14 protein-coding genes are annotated in these 13,348 nt (G+C 67.9%); 13 read left to right on the top strand and 1 reads right to left on the bottom strand.

Features of this window, described 5'->3' with window-relative positions:
• The first annotated feature begins 18 nt into the window (after nt 1-18).
• Together P0Y52_10470 and P0Y52_10465 are read left to right on the top strand one after the other, a co-directional pair.
• Nucleotides 19-636 (top strand): glutathione S-transferase, encoded by a 618-nt coding sequence (locus tag P0Y52_10470; protein ID WEK56966.1) that lies wholly within the window; start codon nt 19-21, stop codon nt 634-636.
• A 40-nt stretch (nt 637-676) separates the two neighbouring features.
• Nucleotides 677-952, top strand: coding sequence for a hypothetical protein (locus P0Y52_10465; GenBank protein WEK56965.1), 276 nt, complete (start codon nt 677-679; stop codon nt 950-952).
• 6 nt (nt 953-958) lie between these two features.
• Here the strand turns inward: P0Y52_10465 and P0Y52_10460 are convergent, their stop codons facing one another.
• Nucleotides 959-1,396, bottom strand: a complete 438-nt coding sequence (locus tag P0Y52_10460; GenBank protein ID WEK56964.1) for a PaaI family thioesterase — start codon at nt 1,394-1,396, stop codon at nt 959-961.
• A 47-nt stretch (nt 1,397-1,443) separates the two neighbouring features.
• Here P0Y52_10460 and P0Y52_10455 point away from each other — a divergent pair, with 47 nt between their 5' ends.
• From P0Y52_10455 to flhA, 11 genes are all read left to right on the top strand, one after another.
• Entirely contained in the window at nt 1,444-1,767 is a 324-nt protein-coding gene (locus P0Y52_10455; GenBank protein WEK56963.1) for a DUF3253 domain-containing protein, read from the top strand.
• Nucleotides 1,748-2,383 carry a uracil-DNA glycosylase family protein gene (locus P0Y52_10450; GenBank protein WEK56962.1) on the top strand — a complete coding sequence of 212 codons (636 nt, stop codon included), beginning with the start codon at nt 1,748-1,750 and terminating at the stop codon, nt 2,381-2,383. Before P0Y52_10455 ends, P0Y52_10450 begins: the two co-directional genes overlap by 20 nt.
• Before the next feature lie 185 nt (nt 2,384-2,568).
• Complete coding sequence (locus P0Y52_10445; protein WEK56961.1) at nt 2,569-3,588, top strand: alpha/beta fold hydrolase; 1,020 nt, start codon at nt 2,569-2,571, stop codon at nt 3,586-3,588.
• A 142-nt stretch (nt 3,589-3,730) separates the two neighbouring features.
• Complete coding sequence (locus P0Y52_10440) at nt 3,731-4,828, top strand: Glu/Leu/Phe/Val dehydrogenase (protein WEK56960.1); 1,098 nt, start codon at nt 3,731-3,733, stop codon at nt 4,826-4,828.
• Nucleotides 4,829-5,123: 295 nt separating this feature from the next.
• On the top strand, nt 5,124-6,779 hold the full coding sequence (gene fliF / locus P0Y52_10435; GenBank protein ID WEK56959.1) for a flagellar basal-body MS-ring/collar protein FliF: 1,656 nt from the start codon (nt 5,124-5,126) through the stop codon (nt 6,777-6,779).
• Entirely contained in the window at nt 6,776-7,810 is a 1,035-nt protein-coding gene (gene fliG, locus P0Y52_10430; protein ID WEK56958.1) for a flagellar motor switch protein FliG, read from the top strand. Before fliF ends, fliG begins: the two co-directional genes overlap by 4 nt.
• Nucleotide 7,811: 1 nt before the next feature.
• Entirely contained in the window at nt 7,812-8,468 is a 657-nt protein-coding gene (locus tag P0Y52_10425) for a flagellar assembly protein FlbE (GenBank protein WEK56957.1), read from the top strand.
• Complete coding sequence (gene fliN / locus P0Y52_10420) at nt 8,468-8,800, top strand: flagellar motor switch protein FliN (GenBank protein WEK56956.1); 333 nt, start codon at nt 8,468-8,470, stop codon at nt 8,798-8,800. Before P0Y52_10425 ends, fliN begins: the two co-directional genes overlap by 1 nt.
• A 44-nt stretch (nt 8,801-8,844) precedes the next feature.
• Entirely contained in the window at nt 8,845-10,257 is a 1,413-nt protein-coding gene (locus P0Y52_10415) for a sigma-54 dependent transcriptional regulator (GenBank protein ID WEK56955.1), read from the top strand.
• Between the two features lie 4 nt (nt 10,258-10,261).
• Nucleotides 10,262-11,182 carry a class A beta-lactamase gene (bla, locus tag P0Y52_10410; protein ID WEK56954.1) on the top strand — a complete coding sequence of 307 codons (921 nt, stop codon included), beginning with the start codon at nt 10,262-10,264 and terminating at the stop codon, nt 11,180-11,182.
• A gap of 68 nt (nt 11,183-11,250) precedes the next feature.
• Entirely contained in the window at nt 11,251-13,332 is a 2,082-nt protein-coding gene (gene flhA / locus P0Y52_10405; GenBank protein ID WEK59481.1) for a flagellar biosynthesis protein FlhA, read from the top strand.
• Nucleotides 13,333-13,348: the final 16 nt, after the last annotated feature.

Below are 13,348 nucleotides of genomic sequence, written 5' to 3'. Positions count from 1 at the left end.
ATCTGGGGGAACCGTCCGATGAAGCTCTACACCTCCTATCGCGCGCCCAATCCGCGCCGGGTCCGCTGGGTCATGGCCGAGAAGGGCATCGACAACGTCGAGTTCGTCGAGATCGACCTCTTGTCCGGACAGCACCGCACGGCGGAATACCGCGCTAGGGTCGGCGTGCCGCACGTTCCGGCGCTGGAACTGGACGACGGGACCTGCCTGTCGGAATCCATCGCCATCTGCCGCTATCTGGAGGCGCTGAACCCGGAGCCGAACCTGTTCGGTCACGATCCGAAGGAACAGGCCGTCATTGAGATGTGGACCCGCCGCTGCGAGATCTACCTGGCCAACCCGATGATGCTGAACGTGCGCTTCAGCCACCCGGCCCTGGCCGCGCTGGAAGCCCCCCAGCCTCAGGTCGCGGAATACAGCCGCGTCGGCGCCGAGAAGTTCATGCGCCTGCTGGATCGCCAACTGGCCGAGCATGAGTTCATCGCCGCCGACCGCTTCACCATCGCCGACATCGTCGCCGCCGTGGGCCTCGACTTCGCCCGTCTGGTCAAATACCGCCCGCCGGAAGAGTTCACCCATCTGGCCCGCTGGCTGGAGGCCTGTCGCGCTCGCCCGGCGGCCAAGGCAGGCGTCTAGAGGCTTTTCGCTCCCTGTTCGTCATGCCAAGCTGTGCGGCATGAACAGAGCAGTCACGATCACCCTCGTCCTCGGCCTCGCCGTGTCCGCCGCCGCCTGTACGGAAAGCCGGCGCGCGCGCAACGACGCCACCTTCAGCGACCGCCCGGCCGACATCACCTGCTGGACCTATGGCGTCGAGACCTTCCAGGGTCGCTCGACCGGCAAGGTCGAATACAACGACGGCGGCCGCATCGCCTTCGTGGACGCCGCCAATGGCCGCTACACCACGGTCGATGGCGAATGCCGGGTGGTCTACGCCGCGCCTGCGAAGTAGGCGGCCTCAGTCTCGCGGCGTGAACTTCCGGATCACGCCCGAAAAGGTCATCAGCAGCCGGTCGCCCGTGTTGATCTGACCGCGCACGAAGATCAGGCTCTTGCCGGCCTTCGTCACCTGGCCGGTCGCCTCGATCAGTTCGCCGACATAGGCGCCGTCGATGAAGGTGGAATCCAGCTGCACCGTCACGCCGGACGCCCCCTCCATCTCCTGATAGGCGATCTGGAACATGGCGATGTCGGCAAAGGTCATCAGGCAGCCGCCGTGCATCCGGCCGCCGAAATTCATGTGCTTCTGTTCGGCCCGGAAGGCGCAGCGCATCGAGCCGTCGGGGTCAGGCTTTCGATAGAAGGGCCCGACGGTGGAATCGAAGGTGGTGTTGGAGATTTCATAGGTCGTCCATCCGGCGAACTCGCCTTCGGTGACTGTGATTTTCTCAACCATGTCGGTTTCGCCTTCTTTCCGGTCCTGCTGTGCAGCATATAGGCGCAATGAGCGATCCTATCGAAGCGGCCATTTTTGAAAAACTGGCCAAGGCTGACCCCAAGAACGTCGGCGGCAAGAGCATTGAACCCTCGGACGTGGCCAAAGAGCTGCAGCCCGAGCAGTGGCAGCGCATGCTGCCCAAGGTCCGCGCCGCGGCCCTGGGCCTGATGCGTCAGGGCAAGCTGACCATCACCAAGAAGGGCAAGGTTGTTGACCCCAACGCCTTCAAGGGCGTGATCCGTCTGCGCCTGCCGACTGAGGCCGAGACGGCTGCCGCGCTTGCGGCCCTGCCGCCGGTCGAGCCTTCGGATGACGGCGACTTCGACTGATCCTGAAGAGGGCCCCCAAGCGGGCGTGGACGAGGGCGGTCTGGACGCAGTCCTGGCCGACATCCGCGCCTGCCGGGCGTGCCTGGGGCAGTTGCCCCACACCCCACGCCCGGTGGTCATGGTCGCCCCCGAAACCCGCCTGCTGATCTGCGGCCAGGCGCCGGGGCGGCGCGTGCATGAAAGCGGTCTGCCCTTCACCGATCCGTCCGGGGTGCGCCTGCGCGACTGGATGGGCGTGGACGAGGCGACCTTCTACGGCGACGCCCGTCTTGGCGTCGCCGCCCAGGCCTTCTGCTTTCCCGGCACAAATCCGAAAGGCGGCGACTATCCGCCGCCGCGCCGCTGCGCCGAGCTTTGGCGGCCCCGGCTGCTGGCCGAACTGCCCAAGGTCGAGCTGACCCTGCTGGTCGGCGGCTATGCCCAGACCTGGGCTCTGGGCGACCGGGCCAGGGCCACCATGACCGAAACGGTCCGCGCCTGGCGCGACTACGCCCCCGCCATCCTGCCCCTGCCGCACCCGTCGTGGCGCAATACGGCCTGGCTGCGCAAAAATCCGTGGTTCGACGCCGAGGTTCTGCCCTACCTTCGCCAGAGGACAGCGGAGATACTGGCGTAATGCGCAGCTTTCTTTCCCTTCTCCCCTCGAGGGAGAAGGTGGCTTGCGGAGCAAGACGGATGAGGGGGCGGGCAACCTCATGCTCATCGGCGGACCGTCTGCCTGCCGAAACCTCCCCCTCATCCGAGCGCCTTCAGCGCCCACCTTCTCCCTCGAGGGGAGAAGGGAAGGCTCTTCGCGGGTGGATGGGCGCCGTGCTGCTCAGCTTTGCCCTGTCCGCCTGCGCCACGCCGCACCTGCAAGGCCCGCAAACCCCGCCCAACGGCTTCAATGGCCCGCGCATCGAGGCCGGAACCCTCGGCCGCGGCGCCTTCGTGGTTCAGGACGGCGCGCGGCTGCCCTATCTGCGCTGGAGCCCCGAGAACGGCGCGCAGCCCTGGGCCGTCATCGTCGCCCTGCACGGCTTCAACGACCACTACGCCTCCTTCCGTCTGGCCGGGCCGTGGTGGGCCACGCGCGGCATCGAAACCTGGGCCTATGACCAGCGCGGCTTCGGCCTGTCGCCCCATCGCGGCGAGTTCGCGTCGGAGAGCCTGACCAGCGCCGACCTGCGCACCATCGTCTCCCTCGTTCGCGCCGAGCGCCCCAACGCCCTGATCGTGGTGGCGGGCGAGAGCATGGGCGGGTCCTCGACCATCGCCGCCTTCGGCGGCGAGACCCCGCCCGACGCCGACCGGGTGGTCCTGCTGGCTCCCGGCGTCTGGGGCTGGTCCAGCCAGAGCCCGCTCAACCGCGCCGGCCTCTGGGCCGCCGCTCGCCTGATGGGAGCCAAGACGGTTGAGCCGCCCGCCTTCGCCGTCCGCAACATTCGCGCCTCGGACAATACGCTGGAACTGATCCGCAACGGGCGCGATCCGCAGAGCATCCTCGCCACCCGCTTCGATTCCATGCATGGCCTGGTCGACCTGATGGAGGCGGCCTCGATGCGTCTCGGCGCGATCGAGAAACCGACCCTGCTGCTCTACGGCGCCCATGACCAGATCGTGCGCAAGGGGCCGATGCGGCTGGCGCTGGAGCGGGCGGGCGAACGGCCCAACCTGCGCACCGCCTATTACCCGAACGGCTGGCACATCCTGAACCGCGACCTGCAAGGCGAGGTCGTCTATCGCGACGTCGAGGCCTGGCTGCGCGACGCCGCCGCGCCCCTGCCGTCCGGCGCCGGGCCGGTGCTGCCGGCGCTGCGGGCTGATCCGAAGGCGCGCTGAGTTCCCGCTCACCGCTCATCCCGGCGTCCGCCGGCATGAGCGGGATCAAGAAGGGCTCGGACGCGAAACCGTCATGCTTGCCGTTTAGGCGGGCGCGGCGTATCTCCTCGCGCAACAAAAAATACCCCAGGAAAGGCCTGTCATGGGCAAGACGCTGTTTGATTCCCCCTCTTTCGCGAACCATGAAGGCGTCCACGCCTTCCACGACGAGAAAACCGGCCTGAAGGCCATCGTCGCCGTTCACTCCACCGCGCGCGGCCCCGCCGTCGGCGGCACCCGGATGTGGAACTACGCCTCGGCCGCCGAAGCGCTGGAAGACGTGCTGCGTCTGTCCAAGGGCATGAGCTACAAGAACGCGGTCGCCGACCTCGAAATGGGCGGCGGCAAGTCGGTCATCATCGGCGACAGCCGCACCCAGAAGTCGCCGGAACTGTTCCGCGCCTTCGGCCGCGCCCTGAACGGTCTGGGCGGTAACTACTACGCCGCCGAAGACGTCGGCACCTCGGTCGAGGACATCGCCGAGGCCCGCAAGGTCACCGAATACGTGCTCGGCCTGAAGGACGGCCCGGAAGCCTCGGGCGACCCCAGCCCTGTCACCGCCGAGGGCGTGTTCCGCTCGAATCTGGTCGTGGCCCGTCGCCTGTTCAAGCAGGACGACATGACCGGCCTGACCGTCGCCATCCAGGGCGTGGGCCACGTCGGCGCCTATCTGGCCGAGAAGCTGCACAAGGCCGGCGCCAAGCTGATCATCACCGACGTCAACCAGGCCAACCTGGACGCCGTCGCCGCCGCGACCGGCGCCGAGATCGTCGCGCCCGACGCCATCTATGACGTCGCCGCCGACATCTACGCCCCCTGCGCCCTGGGCGCGACGCTGAACCTGCAGACCCTCGACCGCCTCAAGGTCAAGGCCGTCTGCGGCGCCGCCAACAACCAGCTGGCCACCGCCGACATCGGCGACGAGCTGTTCCGTCGCGGCGTGCTCTACGCCCCCGACTACGTCGTCAACGGCGGCGGCATCATCAACGTCGCCTCGGAAATGAACGCTCGCCAGTCGGGCGGCGCCTATGACGCCTCCTGGGTCGAAGGCAAGCTGTCGCGCCTGATGGACACCTTCGAGGAAATCCTTGAGCGCTCGGTGGTCGAGAACAAGCCGACCCACCTGATCGCCGACGCCATCGCCGAAGCCCGCATCAAGGCGGCTGGCGACCTGAAGGCCGAGCTGCTGAAGGCGGCCTGAGCTTTCAAACACTGAAGTCTGAAGAGGGCGGCGTGTCGAAAGGCGCGCCGCCTTTTTCTTTCCTCCCCATTTCATGGGGAGGGGGACCGCGTAGCGGTGGAGGGGGCGGCGCAAACGGCAGCCGCAGAGTCGCCCCCTCCGTCTCGTCGGCTTCGCCGCTGATCCACCTCCCCATGGAATGGGGAGGAAAGCTGATAGACCTCGGATTCCCTCAATCTTTAACGCATCTTAACGCGGCGTTTACCATCCACGCGGCACTTTCTGCCTAGCGGGGCGGTGTGGTCCTCCCGCCAGTATGAGGCGGGGACGCGTGGGCGGCTTCACGGCGGCGTTGCAGAAGTTCGGGATCGGCCGCTTGGCCGCAGTGCTTGGCGTCGCCGCGGGCGTGGCCGCCGTGCTGGTCGCCGTCATGCTGCGGGTGGGCCAGGCGCCCGACGCTCTGCTCTATTCCAACCTCGACCTGCGCGAAGCCTCCGAGATCAGCGCGGCCCTGGATCAGGCCGCCATCAAATACACTTCCAAGGGCGACGGCTCGACCATCTTCGTCAGCCGCGACGAAGTCGGCACGGCGCGCCTGCTGCTGGCGGGCAAGGGGCTCGTGACCTCGGGCAGCGTCGGCTACGAGATCTTCGACAACCAGTCGGTGCTGGGCCAGACCGAGTTCCAGCAGAACCTGAACGAGCAGCGCGCCCTGCAAGGCGAGCTGTCGCGCACCATCATGTCGATGCGCGGCATCACCTCGGCCCGCGTCCACATCACCATGCCGCGCCGCGAGATGTTCCAGGCGGCCGCCACCGATCCCACCGCCGCCGTGGTCGTGGGCGTGGGCGGGCGCGATCTCAGCGCCGATCAGGTTCGCGCCATCCGCAACGTCGTCGCCTCCTCGGTGCCGAACCTGAAGCCGGACAAGGTCACGGTGACGGACCAGTCCAATCGCACCCTGGCCGCCGGCTCGGAAGACACGGGCTTCACCTCGGCCAACGCCGAGGCCGCCAAGGCCACGACCGAATCCCAGCTGCAGGCCCGCATCAAGGACATCGTCGAGGGCGTCGTCGGCGCCGGGGCGGCCCGCGTCCAGGTCACTGCCGACATCGACCACAGCCGCTCGACCACCCAGGAACAGAAATACGACCCCGACGGTCAGGTCGTCCGCTCGACCTCCACCAACGGTTCGCAGTCGCAGGACACGACGGGCCAGGCCGACGGCGGCGTCACCGCCACCAACAACATCCCCGGCGGTCAGGCTCCGAACACCACGCCGATCGGCTCGACCAACTCGGAAAACACCGAGACGACCAACTACGAGATCTCCAACACCACCACCACGACAGTCAAGGAGCCGGGCGAGGTCAAGAAGCTGTCGGTCTCGGTCGCCGTGGACGGCAAGTACACGCCGGCCGCCGGCGGCAAGGGCGAGCCGACCTACGCCCCGCGCACCGCCGAAGAAGTGCAGCAGATCAAGACCCTGGTCGCGGCCGCCGTCGGCATCGACGAGACCCGCGGCGACAAGATCGAGGTGGTCAACGTCCGCTTCAACCGCGAACCCTCGGCGGCGCCGGGCGCGGACGAAGGCTCGTCGATGTTCAACTTCGACAAGAACGACATCATGCGCGGGGTCGAACTGCTGGTCCTGCTGATCACCGGCCTGCTGCTGATCTTCTTCGTCGTCCGTCCCCTGCTGAAGACGGCCTCGGGCGGCGCCGGCGCGCCTGCCCTGGCCGGCGCCAACGGCCTGCCGGTGACGCCGCTGGACACTCAGCTGGTCGGCGGAACCCTGCCTGGCCAGCCGGCCATGCTGGCCGCGCCCAGCGAGATGGATCAGCGCCTCGACATCGCGCGCATCGAGGGCCAGGTGAAGGCCTCCTCGATCAAGAAGGTGGCCGACTTCGTGGATTCCCACCCCGAGGAATCCACCGCCATCCTCCGCTCCTGGGTGCATGAAACCACATGACCCGCCTGGTGAGTAAAAAGGCCCCGATCGACGATATCCGCAAGCTGACGGGCCCTGAAAAGGCGGCCGTCGTCCTGCTGTCGCTGGGCGAAGAGCACACCATCCTGTGGCAGCAGCTCGATGAGGAGGAGATCAAGGAGGTCTCCCAGGCCATGGCCGGTCTCGGCACCGTGGCCGCCGCCGTGGTCGAGGAGGTCCTGGTCGAGTTCGTCTCCGGCATCGGTGGCGCCGGGGCCTTGATGGGCAGCTATGAGCAGACCCAGCGCCTGCTGGCCTCCTTCATGCCGGGCGACCGCGTCGACGCCCTGATGGAGGAAATCCGCGGCCCCGCCGGGCGCACCATGTGGGACAAGCTCGGCAATGTGAACGAGGCGGTCCTCGCCAACTATCTCAAGAACGAATACCCGCAGACCGTCGCCGTGGTCCTGTCCAAGGTCCGCCCTGACCACGCCTCGCGCGTGCTGACGGCCCTGCCCGAGGACTTCGCCCTGGAATGCGTCCAGCGCATGCTGCGCATGGAGCCGGTGCAGCGCGACATCCTCGACAAGATCGAGCAAACCCTGCGCACCGAGTTCATGTCCAACCTGGCGCGCACGTCCAAGCGCGACAGCCATGAACTGATGGCCGACATCTTCAACAGCTTCGACCGCCAGACCGAGGCCCGCTTCATCGGCGCCCTGGAGGAACGCAGCCGCGATTCCGCCGAGCGCATCCGCTCGCTGATGTTCGTCTTCGAGGATCTGTCCAAGCTGGACCCCGGCGGCGTGCAGACCCTGCTGCGCGCGGTCGAGAAGGATCAGCTGGGTCTGGCGCTCAAGGGCGCCTCGGACGCCCTGCGGGAGATGTTCTTCTCCAACATGTCCGAGCGCGCCTCGAAGATCATGCGCGAAGACATGGAGTCCATGGGGCCTGTCCGCCTCAAGGACGTCGACGCCGCCCAGATGACCATGGTCCAGGTGGCCAAGGACCTGGCCGCGCGCGGCGACATCATGCTGGCCGGCCAGAGCGGCGACGACGAGTTGATCTACTGACATGACCGGCATCCCCTCCACCGCGCGTCCCTTCATCTTCGACACCGAGTTCGATGCGGCTGGCGACGTCGTGCGCCCCTCGGCCTGGCAACCGGTCAAGCGGTCCTTCGCCCCGGCCGAGGTCGACGCCCTGGTCGCCCAGGCCCGTCTGGAAGCCCGCCAGCAGGCCCTGGCCGAGGTCGAGGCCCTGCGCGCCGACGCCCTGTCCGCCCTGGCCCAGTCGGTGGCCCAGGCCGCCGGAGCGCTCAGCACGGTCGCCGAGGCCCATCGTCGTCAGTCGGCAGAACTGTCGGTCGCCGCCGCCCGCACCCTGGCCTCCGCCGCCTTCGATCGCTTCCCGCGCCGCCCGCTGGAAGCCGCCATCGAGCAACTGGCCCAGGAGATCGACGCCTCGCCCCGTTTGCAGGTCCGCGCCTCGGGTCTGGACGCCGAGACCCGCGCCCATGTGGAGGCCCTGTGCGCCGACGCCGGTTTCAGCGGCCTGATCGCCTTCCGCGAGGACGCCGGCGCCCCCGCCGCCGCCTTCACGCTGGAATGGGCCGACGGCCGCGCCGAGTTTGATCCCGAGGGCGTCGCCGCCCGCGTTTCGGCCGCCCTGGAGGCCGCCTTGGCCGCCGAGGCCGGTCATGCTGAAACCCTCGACAGGAGCGCCTTCTGATGGCCACCGACGATCTCGCCCTGGAAGAGTTCGGCGATTCCACTGCGCTCGCCGTCGCCGACGAGGGCGGCGAGAAGTCCGCCGCCGACCTGGCCACCGTCTTCGACGTGCCGGTCAACATTTCGGCCGTCCTGGGCAAGGCCCACATGTCGGTGGCCCAGCTGCTGAAGCTGAACCGCGGCTCGGTGCTGGAGCTGGACCGCAAGGTCGGCGAGGCGATCGACATCTTCGTCAACAACCGTCTGGTCGCCCGCGGGGAGGTCGTCGTCGTCGAGGACCGCCTGGGCGTGACCATGACGGAAATCATCAAGACCGAGGACTCGGGCGCCTGATGGGCCGCCCGGTTTTCGTTGTAGCGATCTAGAGGAGAAGACCCATGCGGCTTCTGGTGGTTGGCAGGCTCAGCGGACAGCTGGCGACGGCGGTGAAGATGGCCATGGCGCACGGCGCCAAGGTCCAGCACGTCGAACGCGCCGATCAGGCGACTGAGCAACTGCGTCGCGGGCAGGGGGCCGACCTGATGATGGTCGACTACCGCATCGACATCGCCGCCCTGATCGCCGCCAACGACGCCGAGCGCATCCACGTCCCGGTCGTGGCCTGCGGCGTGGACGCCGACGCGCGCGAAGCCGCCGACGCCATCCGCGCCGGGGCCAAGGAGTTCATCCCCCTGCCGCCCGAGGCGGACCTGATCGCCGCCGTCCTGTCCGCCGTGGCCGACGACGAGCGCCCGATGATCTCGGCCGATCCGGCGATGAAGGCCGTCGTGGCCCTGGCCGATCAGGTGGCGCGCTCGGACGCCTCCATCCTGATCACCGGCGAAAGCGGCGTCGGCAAGGAGGTGATGGCCCGTCACCTGCACAACGGCTCCAAGCGCGCCGACCGCGCCTTCATCAGCGTCAACTGCGCCGCCATTCCCGACAACCTGCTGGAATCCGAGCTGTTCGGTCACGAGAAGGGCGCCTTCACCGGCGCTGTGGCCCGCCGCATCGGCAAGTTCGAGGAGGCCGACGGCGGCACCCTGCTGCTGGACGAAATCAGCGAGATGGACGCCCGCCTGCAAGCCAAGCTGCTGCGCGCCATTCAGGAACGGGTCATCGACCGCGTCGGCGGCTCCAAGCCGGTGCCGGTCAACATCCGCATCATCGCCACCTCGAACCGCGACCTGGCCAAGGCCGTGGCCGAGGGGAGCTTCCGCGAGGACCTGCTCTATCGCCTGAACGTGGTGAACCTGCGTCTGCCGTCCTTGCGCGAACGTCCTGGCGACATCGCCGTCCTGTGCGACCACTTCATCCGCAAATACGCCGTCGCCAACGGCGTGCCGCCGCGTCCGATCTCGATCGAGGCCCGCCGCGCCCTGGTCGGCCACCGCTGGCCCGGCAACGTGCGCGAGCTGGAAAACGCCATGCACCGCGCCGTCCTGCTGGCGACGGGGCCGGAGATCGACGTTGACGCCATCCGCCTGCCGGACGGCCGCCCCCTGCTGGAAGGCGGCTCGACCGCCCCGTCGCCGACCGCCTCGACCTATGACGGGGGCGTCGCCGGTCATGCGGCTCAGATGGCCGACGCCATGACCCGCAGCTTCGTCGGTCAGACCGTGGCCGAGATGGAAAAGACGCTGATCCTCGACACCCTGAACCACTGCCTGGGCAACCGCACCCATGCGGCGACCATTCTGGGCATCTCGATCCGCACCCTGCGCAACAAGCTGAACGAATACGCCGACGAGGGCACGGCCATCCCGGCGCCCCAGTCGGGCGTCGCCGCCGCCTATGGCGCGGCGGGCTAGACCCATGCGCGCCGACCGCCGCATCCTCCTGCTGGGCGTCGGCGGCCTTATGCTGGCGGCCTGTTCGCGCGAGGTGATGTCGGCCGAGGCCGATCTGGACGCCGATATCGACGCCGAAGACGGCCCGCTCGATCTGGACCTGTCGGATCTGGAAGCGCGCCACGGCGGACGGCTCGGCCTGGCCATCGCCTCCGCCGGAGCCAACGCCGCCTGGCGCGGCGACGAACGCTTCGTCTATTGCTCGACCTTCAAGATGTATCTGGCCGCCGCCACCCTGTTGCGGGTGCAGGCGGGCGATGAGCGACTGGATCGCGCCATCCCCATCACCGCCGCCGACATGATCAATCATGCGCCGACCACGCAAAAGGCCGTGGGCTCGACCCTGACGGTCGAACAACTGATGCAGGCCACGGTCGAGCTGAGCGACAACCCCGCCGCCAACATCCTGATCCGCGAGATGGGCGGGCTGGACGCCCTGCGCGCCTTCTATCGCGGCATCGGCGACGACAGCACCCGCGTCGACCGTCTCGAGCCGGAGATGAACCGCGCCGACGGCGACAAGGACACCATCACCCCGATCCAGTCGGTCCAGAACATCAGCCGTCTGCTGGTTTCCCCCGAAACCCCGCTGAACGCGGCGTCAAAGGCTCTGCTGATGCGCTGGATGACCGCCACGCCGACAGGGCAGGGCCGGATCAAGGCGGGCGTCCCGACAGGCTGGGTCGTGGCGCACAAGACCGGCTCCGGCGGCTATGGCCCGACCAACGACATCGGCCTGATCCAGCCGCCCCAGGACGTAAAGAGCGGCGCGCCGATCGTCATCGCCGTCTATTTCCACGCCACGCGGGAGTCCACCGACGCCCAACGGGAGGCCGTCATCGCCGAAGCGACCCGGCGGGCGTTGAAGGCCCTGGGGCATGGCTGAATCTGCGCGAATCCTGTCATCAGGCGGGATGACCTTCGCCCATCGCCATGGTTGATGCGCCGATCCTGATGAAGGACGGCTATGCGCGCCCCACCGGGCGCGACGCGCTCGGCTGGCTGATGCGCGGCGAGGTGCTGATGGCGATCGGCGTGATCGGCGTCATCATGCTGCTGATCCTGCCGGTTCCGAAGATGCTTCTGGACCTGCTGCTGGCGATTTCGCTGGTCTCGTCCGTGTTGATCCTGATGACGGCCGTGATGATGAAGCGGCCGCTGGACTTCGCCATCTTCCCCACGGTGCTGCTGGTCTCGACCCTGTTCCGTCTGGGTCTCAACCTGGCCTCGACCCGGTTGATCCTGACCCACGGGCACGAAGGCCACGACAGCGCCGGTCAGGTCATCAACGCCTTCGGCCAGCTGATGATGGGCGGCAACTTCATCATCGGGGTCATCATCTTCGCCATCGTTCTGGTGGTGAACTTCGTTGTCATCACCAAGGGCTCGACCCGCATCGCCGAGGTTTCGGCCCGCTTCACCCTGGACTCCATGCCGGGCAAGCAGATGGCCATCGACGCCGACCTGTCGTCGGGCTTGATCGACGAGGACCAGGCCAAGCTGCGCCGCAAGGAGCTGGAACAGGAATCCACCTTCTTCGGGGCCATGGACGGCGCCTCGAAATTCGTGCGCGGCGACGCCGTGGCCGGCCTGATCATCACCTTCATCAACGCCATCGGCGGACTGCTGATCGGGGTGCTGCAACATCAGCTGCCGGTGGGCGAGGCGGCCAACACCTATGTCCAGCTGACCATAGGCGACGGTCTTGTGACCCAGGTCCCGGCCATCATCATCTCCATCGCCGCCGGCTTCCTGGTGTCCAAGGCGGGCGTCGAGGGCACGGCGGACAAGGCCCTGGTGGCGCAACTGGCGACCAACCCGGTGTCGCTCGGCGTCGTCTCGGGCGCGGCGGGCCTGATCGGCCTGATCCCGGGGATGCCGCTGATCCCCTTCGCCGCCCTGGCCATCGGTTCCGGCTTCATGGCCTGGAGGCTGGGTCGGAATCGGCTCAAGCCCGCCGTGGTCGAGGCCGTGGACCTGGGCAAGCCCAAGGAGGACGTCGAGGAGCCGATCTCGACCGCCCTGACCATCGACGAGGTCAAGATCGAGCTGGGCTACGCCCTGCTGACCCTGATCAATGATCTGGAAGGCCGCCGCCTGACCGATCAGATCCGCGCCCTGCGCCGCTCGCTGGCCCAGGAATACGGCTTCGTCATGCCCAGCGTGCGCATCCTCGACAACATGCGCCTGCCCAATCAGGGCTACGCCATCCGCATCAAGGAGATGGAGGCGGGCGCGGGCGAGGTGCGCCTGTCGTCCCTGATGGCCATGGACCCCGCGGGCCGTCAGGTCGAGCTGCCGGGCGAGCACACGCGCGAGCCTGCGTTTGGCCTGCCCGCCACCTGGATCGACGAATCCCTGCGCGAGGAGGCCACCTTCCGCGGCTATACCCTGGTCGATCCCTCGACAGTGCTGACCACGCACCTGACCGAGATCCTCAAGGAGAACATGGCCGAGCTGCTGACCTACGCCGAGGTCCAGAAGCTGCTGAAGGAGTTGAAGGGCGAGGAGCAGAAGCTGGTGGAGGAGTTGATCCCCACCGTCGTCACCGTCACCACCCTGCAACGCGTCCTGCAAAGCCTGCTGCGCGAAAAGGTCTCGATCCGCGACCTCCCCGCCATCCTCGAAGGTCTGGCCGAGGCCGCGCCCCACACCACCAGCGTCACCACCCTGGTCGAGCACGTCCGCACCCGTCTGGCGCGCCAGCTCTGCTGGGCCAATCGCGGCGACGACGGCGCCCTGCCCATCGTCACCCTGTCGCCGGACTGGGAACAGGCCTTTGCCGACAGTCTGATCGGCCCCGGCGAGGACAAGCAGCTGGCCATGGCCCCCAGCCGCCTTCAGGACTTCATCCGCGGCGTCCGCGACACCTTCGAGCGCGCCGCCATGTCGGGTGAGAATCCCGTGCTGCTGACCGGCCCCCAGGTGCGCCCCTATGTCCGATCCATCATCGAGCGCTTCCGCGGCCAGACGGTGGTGATGAGCCAGAACGAGGTCCACCCCAAGGCCCGCCTGCGGACCGTCGGCACGGTCTGACCCGGATCGAGGTTAA

Source organism: Candidatus Brevundimonas phytovorans (assembly GCA_029203145.1).
GTDB classification, from domain to species: domain Bacteria; phylum Pseudomonadota; class Alphaproteobacteria; order Caulobacterales; family Caulobacteraceae; genus Brevundimonas; species Brevundimonas phytovorans.
This window is presented reverse-complemented; position numbering and strand designations above follow the sequence as displayed.